We start from the raw sequence: 19,381 nt of genomic DNA, 5'->3' as shown, positions 1-19,381 counted from the left end.
AGCTCTTTTCATTTAATCTCTTAGCATTTCGATCCCTAATGTTTCATAAGGAATTTTTAATTTAAAGGCAAGATTGTTGGCCTCTAAATCAATTGTTTGTACGGCAACTTGAAAGTTACTTTGAATATCCATATCTGTAACGGCAACATATATTTCCTGTTCTTTTGGATTAACGGTAACCCATTCAGGCATAGGAAGATATTTATCCATATATTCCATGATTTTCTGATTCGGGAGCTCGAGTAACCCCACCGAGATGGATCGTTGTTTTAAAATCAGGTCGCCATTCTCCTGGACCAAGGGTTCAAAATGAACGGATAGCGGAACAGTTGTTGAAAATACTGGAAGCTCACCAATCAGATGTACATCATCTTCCAAGGAGATTCTGTAATGATGTCTTGTATCTCCTAGTAACTTTTCAATATAGGCATTGACTAGACTGTTCAGATTTTGTTTCGATGTCCGTATAACAAATTCAGAGCTATCCTGTTCCATTTGTTCTTCCGTAACTGGTATTTCGTTTTGTGATACAGGCCAGAAAATGAGTGCAAGCAGCAGTATAATGATAAAAATATTAAAGGCAAGTAAGCTATAAAAAAGCTTTTTCCATTTATTCTTCATCTTCAAACGCTGTATTCTTTCTTTCATAGCGTTCATCCTTATCTAATCGTAATATATTCAAGCACCCGTTCGGCAATCCGATAATATCCTTCATAGTTTGGATGGAAATTATCATCAGCAAATAGGGCTGTCTCTGGTTCTGTATCTGTAGCAGAAAATAAATCTTCGGTAGGTATAAAAGTTGTGTTTTCATAGTCGCTCACAACATTATTTCCGGTAGTGTTCCAAGTTTCGACGATTAAATCCAGTTCTTTTATATCCTGAAAATATTGTTTGAATGGGTTATAAAACCCAAGCAGGTATATTTTAGTATCCGGGTTTAATCTGCGAATTTCATCAAATATTTCACGGAGTCTTTTCTCATAATTATCCAGTTCAAAAACAAAATCCTCCATTACCAGATTGGTGAAGTTTTCTTTAGCTACTTGCATAATATCATTGGCACCAATGGTAATTAATACGATATCAGAATCTTTAATAGAACTCGCGATTTCATCATCTTCCAAACGCATTAATAGGTGATCTGTCCGGTTTCCACGCTTTCCGAAGCTATCAATTTGAGCAATTTGCTTTTTGCCATTTATCGTCCGATCCAAAATCCCCACATACCCGTTTTGTTCTGTTTCGTCACCAACACCTTGTGTGAGGGAATCGCCGATAGCAACAATATGAGTCTCCTTGTTTGTAAAGAAGTCCACCGTGCTTTGTACTGTTTCAGCTATAATCTGTGGAAATGTCCGTTGTTCTGTTTCTTCCGATTCAGCCTCATTCGTTTCCTCTTCTTCTTCGGATGCTATCTGTTCTTCCAACTGTGACTCTTTTTCCGCTTCTTCGGATTTCATAAAAGGCTCAGAGACTTTCGAATCTGATTGATTTATAAAATAAATAATGGCCGTACCAACAATAACGAATACGAAAATAATAAATATACTTTTTTTCTTCATGTCATCACACCTAAGCAGTTATCTGTTATATCTTATGTAAATGAATGCTATTCTAATCATATACCCTAGGGAAGCAAATACCAATCTATGAAATTTTTCGATCGGTTTTCCAACTCTAATAATACCTTTATAAACATCCCTTTGATAGTGTAATCATTAAAATAAAAAGTTAAACTTTTGAACTAAAAAAATCACCTTCATTGAAGAAGGCGATTTTTTGTTATGGTGTTAAAGAACATTCCCTAAGTTATGGATTTGTAAACCAGTCTTCATCAAACGGTTATTGTCGCCCTCGATGAATTACTACGGATGGCCAAAGCTTCTTCTGCAGGATTTTTACCTGTAATCACGATTATTCCCGCAGCTTGGGCATGTTCTAATGTTTCTTGATTGTTTGTATGCTCGGCAAAGATAATTTTCCCTTCTTTATTAATTAGTTGCTCAATAATAGTGGAAGGGAGTTCCTTACTGTTTACCCATAATGCATCAATGGGAGAGGGGTACGCTGTTAATTTCTCATACGCTTCCTCCGAACCTTCTCCAATTTGGATAACCTTGAATCCTTGTTTTTCCAAAGTGATTCTGGAAGCATGATCAATATCGATGCTTGCAATCACCTTTTGACGCAATCCGTTACTACGGTCAAATGGTGATGAAAGGAGCCATTTAATTGCTTCATCATCCTCTGACACGTTCGTTAAACCTGTTTGTCCCGTTGCATTGCCGATTGCCTGATCCAAATCTGCAAGTATGTCCTCAACAGCTTCGAGCCCAATGGATAGACGAACAAGCTCTTCCGTTACACCGCTTTTTTTCAATTCCTCAGCACTTAACTGTTGATGTGTTGTTGAGGCAGGGTGGATAATTAATGATTTTGCGTCTCCAACATTGGCAACATGTGACCATAGCTTTACACTGTCAATCAACTTTCTGCCGGCATCACGACCACCTTTAATACCGAAAGTTATAATGGAACCATAGCCGAATTTGAAATATTTCTGTGCAAGCTTATGAGAAGGATGTTCTGTCAGGCCAGGGAAACTAATCCATTCCACTGCAGGATGTTCCTGTAAATATTGTGCAACCTTTTGTGCATTCTCTGTATGTCTTTCAATACGCAAGTGAAGCGTTTCGAGACCTTGTAAAAGTAGAAATGCATTTTGTGGACTTAGGCAAGCTCCAATATCACGTAATAATTGAACACGTAATTTTGTAATAAAAGCAGCTGGACCAAGATCTTTATATTTTAATCCATTATAGCTCTCATCAGGCTCTGTAAATCCTGGGAAACGTCCACTATCCCAATTGAATCTTCCGCCGTCTACCACAATGCCGCCAATCGTTGTCCCATGTCCACCAATCCATTTTGTTGCAGAATGAACAACAATATCAGCGCCCCACGTAATTGGTTTCGTAATATATGGTGTGGCAAAGGTATTATCAATAATTAAAGGAATGCCGTGTGCATGGGCAATATCTGCAACCTTTTCTACATCAAATACATAAAGACTTGGATTCGTTATAATTTCTCCGAAAACAGCTTTTGTTTTATCAGTTATTGCTGCTTCAATTTCATCTAGATTGGTTCCATCAACAAATTTGACGTTTATTCCGTAACGTGGAAGTGTCGTTGCAAATAGATTGTATGTACCGCCATATAGATTACTATCTGCGATAATTTCATCACCAGAGCCTGCAATATTCAAGATTGCCAGCGTAATTGCCGCCATTCCTGATGAAGTTGCTACAGCGCCTATGCCATCTTCGAGTAGGGCTACTCGTTGTTCAAATGCATCTACTGTCGGATTCATTATTCTTGAATAAATATTCCCCGACTCAGCCAAACCAAATAAATTTTGTGCATGTTCCGTGTCACGGAATACATAAGAAGTAGTTTGATAGATTGGAACTGCCCGTGAACCTGTTGTTGGATCTGGCTGCTGGCCACCGTGAAGTAATACGGTTTCTGAATTTTGAACATGAAATTTTGTCATAAGTAATTCCTCCCATTTAATTCGTTTTCTTCATATCTTGAGGAAGAGGATAAGCAAAAAGCCCTCTTCCTAAGAAGAGGGCGTATGTACGAATCAGTCCTCCTCTTATCTTCCAGATCAATCGATGACCTGTAGGATTTAGCACCTTTAACAACAGACAAGTCTGCTCTATGGTTGCCGGGTTTCACAGGGCCTATTCCCTCCACCACTCTCAATAAGAGATTGCTTTATTAAATTAATGTGATTATATAATGTATTCGAATAATTGTCAATAAGGTTTCTGAAAAATTAATATTTAAATCACTTAATTCCTTTTTACCATCGCATTTTCTATAAACTACGAAGTAACTGCCATTTGCGATAGACCTTTAGCTAATAATGGAAGCAAGTTTCTTCGGCTACCGCTCTGGGAAATACACTGCGCTTTTCGCGGGCGGCTGGTGAGCCAACTTGCGCTAAAGCGCTGCGTTGTCTCACCTATGCCTCTGCTCCCGCAGAAGTCTCCGTGTATTTCCCAGAGCTGATTAGATGTTTACAAACTATTAACTGCATTAGTGATTGCTATAAAAATCTCATAAAACAGCTTCACCAGTCCGGGTGAGCGGCGGGCGGTGACTCCTGCGGGAAAAGCACGTGTCCGAAGACCCCGCAGCGGTGGTTTTCCCGCGAGGAGGCTGAGGCCGTGCCCGCGGAAAGCATCCGCCCAGAGCGATCTCGGACGGTAGCAATAGCGCATGTCTGTTAATATAACCTAAAGTTAAGTCGCATTTTATTTCAACTCTGCGATGATTAAAAGGCTTTAAACAATAACCAAGGTTACCAAAGTGGTTATTAAAGATATTCTAGTTTATCCCAGTTAACTGTTGGAATTTACACAAGCTATTCCGATTCGGTCTGTCTCTTTGGTCTTTTGTAGACAGAGAACATATAGATGAACAGTGCAGTCCATATAAGAATAAATGTAATTAAATGAGCCGTGGTGAACGTTTCATTGTAGAGAAATACACCTAAAATAAGCATCATCGTTGGTGTAATGTACTGCAGGAAACCTACCATAGCTAAAGGAATCTGTTTGGCTCCACTTGAAAAGAGTAATAAAGGAACAGCTGTTGCGATTCCAGCTCCAATTAAATATAGATTTGTAGCGGTAATAAATGGCTGAATCGTAAAGGAATTTACTGGAATCATCCATAAATAAATAAGGGCAACTGGTGCAACAATCATTGTTTCAATCGTTAAACCATACAAAGCACCAATATCCACCGTTTTTTTCAACAAGCCATATAATGCGAACGATGTGGCCAGCATCAGAGATACCCATGGGAAAACACCATAGCTGAAAGTAAGATAAAGCACACCAGTTGCAGCAAGGATAAAAGAAATGACCTGTCCTTTTGAGACGGACTCCTTTAAGATTATTATTCCAAGTAAAATACTGATTAAAGGATTAATATAATAGCCCAGACTTGCCTGTAGTACATGGCCACTGACAACGGCCCAAATAAATAAAAACCAATTCATACTGATGACGATGGAAGCTGCAGTAATACCCAATAACTTTTTTCTATCCTTCATAATTGCACGGCATTCCTGAATGAATGGCAGCCATTTTCCTAATGAAATAACGAGCAGAAGCATAAAAGCACATGACCACACAATGCGATACGCTAGAATTTGGCCAGCAGGAACATATTCGAGCTGTTTCCAGTACATTGTAAGAAAACCCCATAGGAGATATGCACTAAATGTATATAGAATCCCTAGCTTTGTCTGACGACTATCCATCTTTTTTCTCCTTTTTAAATGAGACTATGATAATAGTAGATTGAAAAAATGAATAAAGCAATAACTAGGCTTGGAGACTAATAAAGAAAACGCTTTCAAATAATTGCGATTTCCTTTATGATAGTAGTAAAGGCTATTAATTGTAAATGTATGTGAAGGGAGTCATTTCATGAAAAAGAAACAGGACCATTTTGAAACTGCTGTCATTCATGAGGGCTATGATTCAAAAACGATGCTTGGAAGTCTCACTCCACCAATTTTTCAAACTTCTACCTACACCTTTGAAAATGCAGAACAAGGAGAACGTCGCTTCGCTGGTGAAGAAGGGGGATATATTTACTCCCGACTTGGTAACCCGACTGTTCGTGTCCTTGAAGATCGGATAGCAGCATTGGAAAACGGTGAAAAAGGTCTTGCTTTTGGGTCAGGCATGGCGGCGGTCTCAGCTGTACTAATTGCATTGACAAAGGCAAATGATCACATTGTATGTTCTTCTGGATTGTACGGATGTACATTTGGACTATTAACGATGATGGAAGAAAAATACAATATCATTACGGATTACACAGATATGAAAACAAAAGCTGGACTCCGAGCGGCCATTAAACCTGAAACTGCTGTGATTTATGTGGAGACACCAATTAATCCGACGATGAGGCTCATCGATTTACAGATGGTAGCTGAAGTTGCAGGCGAATATCAGATACCTGTAGTCGTTGATAATACGTTTTCTACCCCATATTTACAACGCCCACTAGACCTTGGTTGTGATGTCGTTATTCATAGTGCAACGAAATATATCGGAGGACACGGGGACGTTATTGCCGGTTTGGCGGTAGGAAAAGAATCATTTATCGATTTAGTTGCATGCACAACACAAAAGGATATTGGTGGTGTGATATCCCCATTTGATGCCTGGCTTTTGCTTCGAGGTCTCAAAACATTGCCAGTTAGACTTGATCGTCATTGTGATAATGCAGAAAAAATCGTGGAAAAACTAAAGGATCATCAAAAGGTGGCGTATGTTTATTATCCAGGTGACGAAAAGAACCCTGATATTTCTATCACGGAAAAGCAGATGAAACGCGGGGGAGGGGTTATCTCCTTTGAAATCAAAGGAGATAAAAAAGCGGCACAGCAAGTACTGAACCATTTAACCTTCTTAAAGATTGCGGTGAGTCTTGGAGATACAGAATCATTAATTGAGCACCCTGCCACAATGACCCATGCAGTAATTCCCGCTGGAACCCGTCAAGGAATGGGAATAACTGATCAATTGCTTCGACTCTCTGTCGGTCTGGAAGCATGGCAGGATATTTGGTCTGACTTGGAGCAGGCTTTAAATAAAATATAAAAGGGTATACCTATACACGTCTGAACCAGTAAAAACTGGAGTAGGCGTGTTTTATTTTTGCATCGATTATAAGTCGGGAAAAGCTGCGGAAATGAAAGGCATTAACGTTGTCAATTTGTCTTAATTATCTTGGAATAAATTTCTATGCTATATTATAATGTAGAAGATTACATATACTCTAGAGAGAGGAGGGGGGCTATCAGTCATGGAGATACTATCTTTTTTATTAGGACTTATCATTTTTTTAAATATAGCATTAGGGGCTTCTATTGTATTTTTGGAAAGAAAAGATCCCACTTCTTCATGGGCTTGGCTAATGGTCCTTCTATTTATACCAATTGCAGGATTTCTCCTTTATTTGGTCTTTGGCAAACCAATAAGCAAACGGCGGATTTTTACGTGGGATAAAAGAAGTAGAATGGGTGTCAAAACAACTGTTCAAGCACAACTAAGATTAATTGAAGAAAAGGAACATATCTTTAATAACCAGAAATTAGCACCATACGGAGATTTGGTATATCTGCATTTACGGAATGATGATGCCATCTTTTCGCAAAATAATCATGTCGATATTCTTACCGATGGAGAAGAAAAGTTTAATGCATTAATTCTGGATCTACAAAAAGCGACCAACCATATTCATATACAATATTATATTATACGCAGTGATGGGCTTGGCGAACGCCTGGCTGAAGTGCTAATCAAAAAGGCGAACGAAGGTGTAGATGTTCGTTTATTGTATGATGCCATGGGTTCACGCTCATTAAAAAAAAGCTATATAAAACGTTTGAAAAATGCTGGTGTCATGGTGGAAGCCTTTTTCCCTTCAAAGTTTATTTTCAATCTCAAGATTAATTTTAGAAATCACAGGAAATTGACGATTGTTGATGGAAAGGTCGGCTATATCGGTGGATTCAATGTTGGTGACGAATATCTTGGTAAAAACAAGAAGTTTGGCTACTGGCGGGACACACATTTACGGCTGACAGGAGATGCTGTGCAAAACATGCAGACGCGTTTCATTCTTGATTGGAATCAGGCCTCCCACGAGAAAGTTCATTATGATGAGCATTTTTACAATACAAGTCCCAGTGGTGATATTGGTGTACAAATTGTTTCCAGTGGTCCGGATTCGGAATGGGAACAAATTAAGAATGGCTATATTAAAATGATTATGGCCGCAAAGGAATATGTGTATATTCAAACTCCCTATTTCATCCCTGATGAGAGTCTTCGTGATGCATTACGGATAGCAGTATTATCGGGAGTAGATGTAAAAATCATGATCCCGAATAAACCCGATCATCCCTTTGTCTATTGGGCAACACTTTCTAATAGTGGCGACCTTTTAAATGCTGGAGCAGAAATATTTATTTATCAAAATGGATTCCTTCATGCGAAAACAATTATCGTAGATGGAAAAATTGCATCGGTAGGTACTGCAAATATTGATGTTCGCAGCTTTCGACTGAACTTTGAAGTAAATGCATTCTTATATAATCCAGTTATCGCCGAAAAGTTGGTTCAGAAATTTAACGAAGATATTGAGTTATCCACACAGATGACGAAAAAACTTTATGAAAAGAGATCGGTAGGGGTACGTTTTAAGGAGTCCATTTCCAGATTGATCTCTCCGGTCCTATAGTTCGTACAACGAGAAATTGTTAGGAGGAATTCACATGGAAGCAAAGCCATGTTCAAAATCAATTGCATTAAAAACAACACACGTCCTTCCACCTGACACAAACGCTTATGGAACACTTTTTGGTGGCAAGTTAATGGCACACTTAGATGATATTGCTGGAATTGCTGCAGTAAAACATGCCAAAAACCTCGTAGTGACAGCATCAACAGACTCGGTTGATTTCCTTGCACCGGTAAAAGTTGGGCATTACATCTCCATAGAGGCATTTGTGACATGGACACACCACACGTCGATGGAGGTTTTCTCAAAGGCAATAACTGAAGATATCGTAACAGGAGAAAGAAAAGTATGTACGACAGCCTTTATGACATTTGTAGCAGTTGATTCTGGCGGTAAACCAGTCCCGGTCGCAGCCGTTTATCCCGAATCAGATCACGAAAAAATGCTTCATGAGAGCGCACCACTCCGGGCGGAACGTCGCGAAGAAAGAAGGAAGAACTCCAAAGAACTAGCCAAAACATTCGGAACGAAATATGCAATGGAATAATGTACAAAAGCGAAGGCGACTAGATAGCCATTAATGAATTTAAAAACAGGACTGCCTTGGCAGTCCTGTTTTTATTAAGCGTTTTGGTCTTCCAGTTCTTCCGTTGTAACGTTGTTATTGGCCCAGTGTTGAATTTCTTTTATGACTGGTTCTAGACTTTTTCCTTTGTCCGATAAGGAATATTCGATACGAACAGGAAATTCGGAATAGATTTTGCGTTCAACGATACCTTCTTTTTCTAGTAACTTTAATCGGTCAGAGAGTAGTCTTCCACTTATGGGCAAATCTGTTTCCATCTCTGAAAAGCGCTTCGTGCCCTTTAATAGTTCAAACAGTATTAAACCAACCCAACGTGTACTAAGAAGCCCCATAGCCTTTTCAAACCTTGGACATAAGATCTCCATGAAGATCACCTCATTCTTTTATAAATAGCGTTTATAGGAGTTATTGTCATTATTTCTACATGAATTACAAAAAGTAACTTATTCTACATTTTAACATAATACCTTTATAACGTAAATAGAATTGAAAACTTTTAGGATAATACAGACTAAAATACTTCATAGAGGGAGATGGATTTTGGTAATTTTCCGGATAATATGAAATAATAGGTATATAGTGTGTGTAGAGAGATAGTGATAAGGTATCCTGGTTATACGATGCGTTGTTTTAGTAACACATAATACGAATATCTTGTGGAGGTTAAATTATGGTGAGCCAACAGACTCAGGAAAAATATGCGGAGTTAGCGTTACAAACAGGAGTAAACTTACAAAAAGGACAAACGTTGATGATTAATGCCCCCATTGAGGGAGCGGATTTCACAAAGATTGTTGCTCGCAAAGCTTATAAATTAGGTGCGAAAGACGTACATATTAACTGGACTGATGACGAATTGACGTTGTTGAGATATGAAAACGCTCCCGAAGAAGTGATTGCCGACTATCCGGAATGGAGAGTAAAACTTCATGATGCACTTGCGGAAGATGGTGGAGCAGTATTAAACATTCGTTCAACAAATCCCGATTTATTAAAAGACATAGATCCTTCCCGTGTAGCAAAGGCAAATAAAGCAGCAGCGGAAGCAATGGTAAATTTCCGTAAATATACAATGAACGACAAAATTACCTGGTCCATTATTTCCATTCCATCCGGGGATTGGGCACAAAAAATCTTCCCGGAACAATCAAAAGGAGATGCAGTCGATAGCCTATGGAATGCCATCTTGAAAATTGTCCGTGTTGATCAGGAAGATCCAATCGCAGCCTGGGATGCACACAATGAGACATTAAAAATTGCACGTGAAGTATTGAATGACAGAAATTACAAGAAGCTTATCTTTAAAGCACCTGGAACAGATTTGGAATTGGAACTACCTGTTGGTCATAGATGGAAAGGTGGATCGGCTGTTTCAGAAGGCGGTGTTACATTCAATCCAAATATTCCAACAGAAGAAGTATTTTCAATGCCTCACAAATATGGTGTCAATGGAACAGTTGCCAGTACGAAGCCGCTTAACTATGGTGGCAGCCTGATTGATAACTTCAGTCTTACCTTTAAGGATGGACAAGTAGTTGATTTCAAAGCAGAGCAAGGGGAAGCGGTACTAAAGCATCTGCTCGACTCTGATGAAGGTGCACGCAGACTTGGTGAAATTGCATTAGTGCCACATGAATCACCTGTATCCCAATCCGGATTGATTTTTTATAATACATTATTTGATGAGAACGCTTCTTGTCATATTGCTTTAGGAAAAGCTTATCCAACTAATCTGGAAGGTGGATCTGCGATGAGTGGTGAAGAGCTAGATAAGCATGGTGTAAACGATAGTCTCATCCATGTGGACTTCATGATTGGATCCGAAAAGATGGACATTGATGGTGTACGAGCAGACGGTACAACCGAAGCCGTATTCCGTAATGGAACATGGGCACTGAATGTAAAAGGCGAGTAATAAATAAAGGCTTTTTAGTAAAAGTTTTGAATCTACGGTTACTCGCCCCACCGAAAATTGTTGTTTTGTCACAAAATCTATAAACTACGAAGTAACTGCTGGTTTTCTATCCGTATGCAGAAACTTCGGCGACCGCTCTGGGAAATATACTTACGGTTCGTGGGCGGCTGGTGAGCCTCTCTTCCCGTAGGAGTATCCGTTTATTTCCCAGAGCTAATTAGAAGATTGCTGACGATTACTACATTAACGGGTGTAGCTAAAATATCGTCATACAGCTTTACCAGTCCGGGTGAGCGGCGGGCGGTGACTCCTGCGGGAACAGCACGTGTCCGAAGACCTGAAGAGTGGTTTTCTCTTCGGGGCTGAGGCCGTGCCCGCGGAAAGCATCCGCCCAGAGCGATCCCGGACGGCGGGAAAAGCAGTTACGTCGCATTCTATCTCAACTGCGAGGTTTATAAAGTAACAGACATTAAGAAAAGTACCTAGATAAAAAAAGCGATGCATCTCTTGGGAGGTGCATCGCTATTTTTATTCCGTGTTTAGGCCAATAAAGAACCGTCCAGCGTTATATATATTTACGGGCGGTTCCTTTTACATCAAATCATTTTTAATCAAAACTGCTTTAATCTTCGTATAATCATATTCTTCTGGTAATGCTTCTTTCAGTGGCTTCAACTTCTTCTCTTCAAGTTGACTATGCGCAGCAATCACAGCAGCTTCTTCCGTCTCATCAAAAAAGATTCCCCATGCGAGCGGGTAGCCATCCTGAAATGCTTTGAAGATATGATTCTCGATAGTCATTTTTGAAAAGTCGCGGATTGCTGCAATATCTTTAATAGATTTTCCTGATTGAAACATTTGATAGCTAATCAAATGACTCGGCCGATCATCACCGGTTTTCTTTGCCTTTGGTCGGCTCGTTGCAGAATCACTAATCCTTATTTTTTGTTTCACATCCTGGTGGGCTGCTCGCCATTCCTTGATGACGGTCAAGAAGTCGTCACCATATTGTTCGTATTTCCTTTCACCGACTCCCTTGATCTCCAGCATGTCTTCTTTAGAGGTGGGGAAATAGCGACTTAGTTCCTTCAAGGTTGCATCGGAGAACAGTACATATGGCGGTACATTTTTCTCATCTGCAATTTGCTTCCTTCGTACGCGGAGTTTTGTAAATAAGTCCTCATGGTAATCAGCTTCGTCACTCGTTGGAATTGGAGCTGTATACATCTCAACATGCCGATTCCCTTTCAACACATCTACGGAGTTTTTATTCAACCGTAATGTCGGATATTGTCCCTCTTCGGTTCCGAGTAGTTGCTCTGCAATAAGAAAGTGAACTCGTTCGGTGAGCTCTTTCTCGGTATAGGCAGACAAAATTCCATACGTGGGAATTTTATCGAGACGGAAATCTTTTATTTTTTTATCTTTTGACCCTTTCAGAACTTTGGCAGTCATTCCAACACCGAACCGTTCTCCCATTCGTTTCACACAAGATAAGATCATTTGCGCTTCTTCCGTAATATCAACTTTTTCCTGGCGCTCCACGCAGTTACTGCACCGACCACATGTTGCCTTTACTACGGTATCATCAAAATAATCCAAAATAAATGAAGTCAGGCAACCATGTGTATGACAGTAATTGATAATTGCTTGTAATTTACGGTATTCATTTTGCTTGGAAGCATCGTCCATCTGGGATTGCTCGATTAAAAACTTCTGCAGTTGCACATCCTGAGGGGAGAAGAGCAGGATACAATCACTTGGTTCACCGTCACGTCCAGCTCTTCCTGCTTCCTGATAATAGGATTCGATATTCATAGGCATTGCATAGTGAATGACATAGCGAACATTAGACTTATCGATTCCCATGCCAAATGCATTCGTTGCAATCATAATCGACTTTTCATCATGGATGAATGCAGACTGTGCCTGCTTGCGTTCTTCTTCCGATAATCCGGCATGGTACTTGGCAACGGTAATCCCGCGTTTGGAAAGCTGGTCATACAAAGCGTCTGCCTGTTTTCTGGTAGCAGTATAAATAATTCCAGACTCTTCTTGATGTTCATCTAAAAATGATCGTATGTAAGACGATTTATCTTTACCTTTTACAATATGGAATGATAAATTAGCTCGCTCAAATCCGGTATTGACGACATGGTTGTCCGTAATATTTAATAGTTCCTTAATATCAGAAATAACTTCCTCTGTTGCTGTAGCGGTTAATGCCACAAAGACAGGAATATTGGACAGTCTTTTTAAGTTGGGGACGATGGAGCGATAGCTTGGTCTGAAATCATGTCCCCATTGGGATATACAATGTGCTTCATCGAACGCAACGAGTGCAAGGGGGATACGTTTAATTACATTTACAAAAGAACCGGATTCAAAGCGTTCAGGTGCAACATAGACAAATTTATACCGGCCCTTCTCCACATCACGTAATCGAGTTTGCTGTTCACCTATTGAAAGTGAGCTGTTGATGAAGGTTGCGGGGATACCCAACGCCTGTAGAGCATCTACTTGATCCTTCATAAGAGAGATTAAAGGGGATATAATAATTGCAGTTCCGTCCATGGATAGACCAGGAATCTGGTAACATAGTGATTTACCACCACCGGTTGGCATGACAGCGAGTGTATTATTGAACTGTAAAATATGATCGATCGTATCCTGCTGTCCGGGGCGAAATGATTCGTAGCCAAAATAAGTTTGCAGGATTTTTTTTTCTTTCACTAACATGCTGCAGAGCCTCCTTATAAAATGTATAAACTTATCCTAACATATTTTTTCCATTGTGCACGAAATTGGTTGGAAATAGAATTTTATACGCACATCTCTTTAAAATAAAATATATTTATGATCAACAATTCATTAAATATTATTGACAATTCCTCATAGTCAAATAACAATACGGCTTAATTAATTTACATTTTGCTTATTCATCTATAAAATATCATTATAAATATCACGCTCATTTCGTGTAGGTTGTCATTTGACTATATTATCAACGCGTTAGTTAGGGAAATCTGAATAAGGGGGTATGGCATGGTACCATCTTTGTTATTTGAAATTATGATGATTGTATTTCTTGGAATTGGTTCACAGTGGGTGGCATGGCGTTATCGTTTGCCGGCAATCGTTGTAATGTCAGTTACAGGATTACTCATTGGTCCGATTTTCGGCCTAATAAACCCTGAGCAGGATTTTGGACCACTATATAGTCCGCTCATTTCGGTAGCAGTGGCAATCATTCTATTTGAGGGAAGTTTGAATCTAAGTTTTAGGGAGTTGCGGGGAATTGGGAAACCGGTTTTTCGAATATCTACGGTTGGCGCATTTATTGCTTGGATCCTTGGTTCCCTGACAGCTCATTATATAGCTGGGCTTTCGTGGGCAGTTTCGTTTGTCATTGGTGGTTTATTCATCGTGACAGGACCCACTGTAATCATGCCGCTGCTAAGGCAGTCAAAATTAAAGGCAAGACCGGCTAAAATTCTGAAATGGGAAGGAATTATCGTTGATCCAATTGGAGCATTACTGGCAGTTTTTGCATTTGAAATTATCACGTTCATCACTGCTGACAACCCCGATCCATCACAACTTTTATTGTTCTTTGCTGCATCGCTATTTGCAATAATCCTTGGTTGGGCGCTTGGACGTGGACTGGGGTGGATGTTTGAAACAGGCCATGTGCCAGAGTTTCTGAAATCCTCGGCCGTTGTTGTCGTGGTCATCCTTTGTTTTACTGTTGCAGATGAAATTATGCATGAAACTGGTCTTTTATCTGTTACAGCGATGGGAATTACATTAGCGAACATGGGAATTAGCTCGATATCGGATATGCGTCACTTTAAGGAAAACATTTCTGTTCTTCTTACATCGACCATCTTTATTATGCTGACAGCCTCTTTAGAAATGGAAACGATTCTCCATGTTTTCAGTCCGAATATTATTGGTTACGTATTATTAATGATGTTTGCAGTAAGACCTTTGTCCATCTTTTTATCAACAATCGGTACAGGGCTGTCTTTCAATGAAAAAGCGTTACTGGGTTGGATTGCTCCACGTGGAATTGTTGCACTAACAGTTTCTGGTTACTTTGCAACGGTTTTAGCTGATGCTGGATATGAAGATGCATCCATTTTGACAACACTGACCTTTGCACTCGTTTTCTTTACTGTTTTAGCACATGGTTTTTCTATTGGCTGGTTAGCGAAAAAGTTAAATCTCTCGATGGAAGGAAATCCGGGAGCGTTAATTGTCGGTAGTAATCCATTTACCGTAGAATTAGCAAAATCATTAACAAAAGCAAAAATACCAGCTATCATTGTGGACGCTTCATGGGAACACCTGAGTCTGGCAAGAAAAGCTGGTGTCCCAACTTTTCATGGGGATATGCTTTCCGAACAGACAGAGTATCACCTGGATACAATCCCTTATGATTACATGCTTGCCCTGACAAGTGGGCGTTCGTTTAATTCTTTAGTCTGTACAACATTCTTACCGGAATATGGCAGAACAAACGTATTTAAGGTAAGTCCTTACACACAGTTTGATAATGGCTACTCGAGCGGTGTTGTGTCCAAAGTAGGCGGAAGAATATTATTTGATAAGAAGTTTTTACTGGAAGATTTGAATAAAAAAGTGGAAAGTGGTTTTGTTGTACGTCAGACAACACTGACAGAGCAATATAACCTGGAGGCTTATAAGAAAGACAAAGATCCATCTACTGTTTTCCTTTATTTAGTGAAACCTTCCGGGCAACTGAAATTCTTCTCTGAGGAAATGCGAACCGTACCAGTATCAGGAGACACGATCGTAAGTTTAACACCTCCAAGTAAGGAGAAATCCAAGATTCAGGCTAAATTAGATAATAACCGCAATTCGAATCAATAAAAAAGGGGAGCAAACCAGAAACTTGGTTTGCTCCCTATTCTTTATGCTTCCTCTAGTTCATCCAACTGTCGATTTACTTCTGCAATTTCACCTTCGAGACGAATTAGTTGCCCTTCTGCAGATGATACCCTTCCTTTTACATATTCCAATTTATCCAAGTCACTTTGAATACGGACATAATCTGATTTTAATTCAACCAACTTTGTTTGTAATTCTTCTTTCGTCATATATAAAATCTCCCCTTTTTTTTCTATATCCTTAAATTAATGCATCATCTTTATCTTTTTTGGATTCCACATAGGTACTATAAAAGTGGACAATAATCGTACGTAACACGGCATAGAATGGTACTGCAAACAGAATCCCGATAAATCCTGCAATACTACCCGCAGCCAGAATAACTGTAATAATGGTAAGTGGATGTAAATCCAATGCCTGTCCCATTACATTTGGTGAAATCAAGTTACTTTCGATCTGTTGTGCCACCAGCATGATAATAGAAACCCATACCAGATTCATTGGATCCTGAAATACGCCGACAATTAAGGCAGGGGCCACTGCAATGAATGGTCCAAGATACGGTATAACGTTTGTTAACATTCCGAACAATGAAAGTGCCAAAGCATAGTCAAGTCCAATAATAAAATAGCCGATTAATAATAATATCCCGACAACAAAACTGACAATAAGCTGCCCTTGTATAAAGGAAGACAATACATGATCTACCTTACCTAGCAGATTACGGATATTCGTTGCCTTTTTCTCACTGAAAATATGAGTGATAAATGGAACGAGTTTTTCCCCGTCCTTTAACATGAAAAACAGGAAAAAAGGAATTAAAACAACACCGGCAACAAAACTGATGACATGTCCAATAAACCCACTGATAAATCCAAATAAGTATTCGAGTGTACTCTCAATAATAGTTGGAAGATTATTTGTAAAATCGTTAATTGCAGTAATTACTTGTTCAGGAATAGCTGTATAATTCCTTTGCCAATAATCGATAAAATCTTCTACCATGTTTATCATCGAAGGTATGCTCTTTACAAGATTCGTAACCTGATCCCTGACAATTGGCCAGATAAATAGTACAAATATCGTTAAAACAATAATAATCAATACGAACACGAGTAGGATAGATAAGATACGTGGAACTTTATGCCGTTCAAAGAAGAGCATAATCGGCTTTGTTAAGTAATAAAAAATCCCAGCTCCAATGATAGGGAACGCCACTGCACCCATAATTTGTATAATTGGAATAAATATAAAGGTTGTTTTAGAAATTAATAAAATCAGCAAAAAGAGAAGAATAAAAAATATAAAAACTCGGAACCAGCGTTTATGCACCATTAAAATCACTACTTTCTCAACTTTTTCGTATACTTCTATATTACCTGCAAAAAGAGATAATAGAAAGTTTCTATATATCTATTAGATTATTTCCATAAATGGTAGTAACTAAACTAGACGTATAGAGGATATTCAAAAAGTCCGGTAAGAATGACACAACAATGTTTCACATTCGTACTAGCTGAACTGTCTTTTGAACCTCCTTTTGGAACCCGTCCTTATAGTATAAAGTGCAAAAGTGTGCTAAAATTTTGGCAAATAGATGTACGGGGGGCTATCGTATGGAGAATTGGGAAAATACATATAAAAAGTGGAGTTCATTTAAACATCTCGATGAATCTTTAAAAATAGAATTACATAACAAGAAGGATAATAAGGCTGCACTGGAAGATGCCTTTTACAAAGAATTGGCTTTCGGGACAGGTGGAATAAGAGGTCTGCTTGGTGCCGGTATCAACCGGATGAATATTTATACCGTTAGAAAAGCGGTTAATGGCCTGGCAAACTACCTATTGGCTAACCGTGTAAATGTGAAAGACAGAGGCGTTGTTATTGCCTATGATTCCAGATATATGTCGCCGGAATTTGCTATAGAATCTGCAAAAGTGCTTGGATCTTATGGAATAAAAACACATCTATTTGAATCACTAAGACCAACACCATTGTTGTCATTCGCAGTTCGTTACTTAAGCACTGCTGCTGGAATCATGATCACAGCAAGTCACAATCCACCAGAATACAATGGTTTTAAAGTATACAATGAAAATGGTGGGCAAATTACACCAGAAGAAGCAGATAAAATTATCGATACGATAAAACAGACAGAAGATGAGCTGACGGTTCCATATTTGGAAAAAGCGGATTTGGAAGAAAAGGGTTTACTTAGCTGGCTCGGAATTGAACTAGACAATGCATACTTGTCTCGTCTGGAGCAAATTACCAAAATGAGCTCTGAAGTACAGGAACAGGAAAAAGACTTGCAAATTGTTTTTACACCATTGCATGGAACATCCTATCACCTTGTTACGAAAGGTTTGGAACAGCTGAATTTCACGAATGTGTCAATTGTAGAGGAGCAGGCAAAGCCAGATCCTGAATTTTCAACTGTTCAATCACCAAATCCAGAAGAGCATCAGGCTTTTAAAATGGCTATGGAGCTAGGGGTGAATACCAATGCAGACATCCTGCTAGGTACGGACCCTGATGCAGACAGATTAGGCGTTGCGGTTAAAAATAAAGCAGGGGAATACCAAGTCCTAACAGGTAATCAGCTTGGGTCATTACTTCTCGATTATATTTTGACACACAGTGACCGAAAAATATACCAAAACTCCCGCATGATAAAAACAGTCGTTACGACAGAACTTGGAAGGGCAATAGCGGATGCAAACCAAGTGGAGACCATAGATACATTGACAGGTTTTAAATTCATCGGAGATAAGATTAATCAGTTTGATTCGACAGGTGAAACATTTGTTTTCGGATTTGAGGAAAGCTATGGGTATCTGATCAGCAGTTTTGTTCGTGATAAAGATGCAGTTCAATCAGCAATGATGGCAACAGAAATGGCTTATTATTGGAAACAGCAAGGAAAAACATTGTTTGATGCATTGGATGTATTGTATGAAAAGCATGGATATTATTTAGAGGGAATGTCTTCACTAACGCTAAAAGGGAAAGAAGGATCTGACCGGATTGCTACTATTATGAATGAAATTCGGACCAATCCATTAAAAGAAATTGCTGGAATTAAAGTGGAGAAAATAGAAAACTACTTAAGCAGTGAGCGTATAATAGTAGCTGATAATACGAGAGAGACCATTGACCTTCCAAAGGAAAACATGATGAAATTCATACTTGAACAGGATGGTTGGGTCTGCTTGCGTCCATCCGGTACAGAGCCAAAACTTAAATGCTACTATGGAGTTCGGGGAAACAGCCATCATCATAGTAAGCAACTCCTACAATCATTGAAGGAAACGATGGATCAAATGTTAGATGAAATGGTTAACCAACCAAGATAGAAGAGACTATGATATGAAGAAGGCTATTTTAGTAATATTTGTTGTTTTTTAATCTTTGCAAAGTCGAGATAAAATGCGAAGTAACTTTAGATTTATTTTCAGGAGAAATGTGCTCTTGCATCTTTTGTAGGCTAATACCAGCTCTGGGAAATACACGGAGACTCCAACGGGAAGAGAGGCATAGGTGAGACACTGAAATGCGTTAGCATGAAGGGGCTCACCAGCCGCCCGTGGAAAGCGAAGTGTATTTCCCAGAGCGGTCGC

General features: G+C 39.2%; 14 protein-coding genes and 1 riboswitch. Of the genes, 6 read left to right on the top strand and 8 right to left on the bottom strand.

Translation table 11 applies throughout. The features are described from left to right. Window positions 1-12 precede the first annotated feature (12 nt). The 4 genes from ACHABU_RS07925 to rarD form a co-directional block, all read right to left on the bottom strand. Window positions 13-648 (bottom strand): YpmS family protein, encoded by a 636-nt coding sequence (locus ACHABU_RS07925; RefSeq protein WP_435764081.1) that lies wholly within the window; start codon window positions 646-648, stop codon window positions 13-15. An 11-nt stretch (window positions 649-659) separates the two neighbouring features. Beyond that, entirely contained in the window at window positions 660-1,565 is a 906-nt protein-coding gene (locus tag ACHABU_RS07920) for an SGNH/GDSL hydrolase family protein (RefSeq protein WP_435764079.1), read from the bottom strand. Between the two features lie 272 nt (window positions 1,566-1,837). Further along, window positions 1,838-3,559, bottom strand: a complete 1,722-nt coding sequence (locus ACHABU_RS07915) for a PLP-dependent aspartate aminotransferase family protein (protein WP_435764077.1) — start codon at window positions 3,557-3,559, stop codon at window positions 1,838-1,840. Window positions 3,560-3,661: 102 nt separating this feature from the next. Next, window positions 3,662-3,780, bottom strand: a riboswitch (SAM riboswitch). A gap of 658 nt (window positions 3,781-4,438) precedes the next feature. Then, window positions 4,439-5,344: an EamA family transporter RarD gene (gene rarD / locus ACHABU_RS07910; protein WP_435764075.1), complete on the bottom strand. Its 906-nt coding sequence runs from the start codon at window positions 5,342-5,344 to the stop codon at window positions 4,439-4,441. A gap of 169 nt (window positions 5,345-5,513) precedes the next feature. On the opposite strand from rarD, the gene megL reads away from it, so the two are divergent. The 3 genes from megL (at window position 5,514) to ACHABU_RS07895 (ending at window position 8,890) form a co-directional block, all read left to right on the top strand. Next, complete coding sequence (gene megL / locus ACHABU_RS07905) at window positions 5,514-6,698, top strand: methionine gamma-lyase (protein ID WP_435764073.1); 1,185 nt, start codon at window positions 5,514-5,516, stop codon at window positions 6,696-6,698. A gap of 205 nt (window positions 6,699-6,903) precedes the next feature. Continuing rightward, window positions 6,904-8,343, top strand: a complete 1,440-nt coding sequence (gene cls, locus ACHABU_RS07900) for a cardiolipin synthase (RefSeq protein ID WP_435764071.1) — start codon at window positions 6,904-6,906, stop codon at window positions 8,341-8,343. 34 nt (window positions 8,344-8,377) lie between these two features. Beyond that, window positions 8,378-8,890, top strand: a complete 513-nt coding sequence (locus ACHABU_RS07895) for an acyl-CoA thioesterase (protein WP_435764069.1) — start codon at window positions 8,378-8,380, stop codon at window positions 8,888-8,890. A gap of 74 nt (window positions 8,891-8,964) precedes the next feature. Here the strand turns inward: ACHABU_RS07895 and ACHABU_RS07890 are convergent, their stop codons facing one another. Then, window positions 8,965-9,294 (bottom strand): winged helix-turn-helix transcriptional regulator, encoded by a 330-nt coding sequence (locus ACHABU_RS07890; RefSeq protein ID WP_435764067.1) that lies wholly within the window; start codon window positions 9,292-9,294, stop codon window positions 8,965-8,967. A gap of 305 nt (window positions 9,295-9,599) precedes the next feature. Between ACHABU_RS07890 and ACHABU_RS07885 the strand changes: the two genes are divergently transcribed. Beyond that, window positions 9,600-10,844, top strand: a complete 1,245-nt coding sequence (locus ACHABU_RS07885) for an aminopeptidase (RefSeq protein ID WP_435764065.1) — start codon at window positions 9,600-9,602, stop codon at window positions 10,842-10,844. A gap of 591 nt (window positions 10,845-11,435) precedes the next feature. On the opposite strand, the gene recQ is transcribed toward ACHABU_RS07885, so the two are convergent. Next, window positions 11,436-13,583, bottom strand: coding sequence for a DNA helicase RecQ (gene recQ, locus ACHABU_RS07880; protein WP_435764063.1), 2,148 nt, complete (start codon window positions 13,581-13,583; stop codon window positions 11,436-11,438). 306 nt (window positions 13,584-13,889) lie between these two features. Here recQ and ACHABU_RS07875 point away from each other — a divergent pair, with 306 nt between their 5' ends. Then, window positions 13,890-15,740, top strand: a complete 1,851-nt coding sequence (locus ACHABU_RS07875) for a cation:proton antiporter (RefSeq protein WP_435764061.1) — start codon at window positions 13,890-13,892, stop codon at window positions 15,738-15,740. A gap of 41 nt (window positions 15,741-15,781) precedes the next feature. On the opposite strand, the gene ACHABU_RS07870 is transcribed toward ACHABU_RS07875, so the two are convergent. Beyond that, a complete protein-coding gene (locus ACHABU_RS07870; RefSeq protein WP_435764059.1) occupies window positions 15,782-15,967 on the bottom strand; it encodes an SE1832 family protein in 186 nt (61 codons plus the stop codon). Between the two features lie 31 nt (window positions 15,968-15,998). Then, window positions 15,999-17,093, bottom strand: a complete 1,095-nt coding sequence (locus ACHABU_RS07865) for an AI-2E family transporter (protein WP_435764057.1) — start codon at window positions 17,091-17,093, stop codon at window positions 15,999-16,001. 281 nt (window positions 17,094-17,374) lie between these two features. Between ACHABU_RS07865 and ACHABU_RS07860 the strand changes: the two genes are divergently transcribed. Next, on the top strand, window positions 17,375-19,117 hold the full coding sequence (locus ACHABU_RS07860; protein WP_435764055.1) for a phospho-sugar mutase: 1,743 nt from the start codon (window positions 17,375-17,377) through the stop codon (window positions 19,115-19,117). Window positions 19,118-19,381: the final 264 nt, after the last annotated feature.

Origin of the sequence: Oceanobacillus sp. CF4.6, assembly GCF_051262635.1 — a bacterium.
Lineage (GTDB): Bacteria > Bacillota > Bacilli > Bacillales > Amphibacillaceae > Oceanobacillus.
This window is presented reverse-complemented; position numbering and strand designations above follow the sequence as displayed.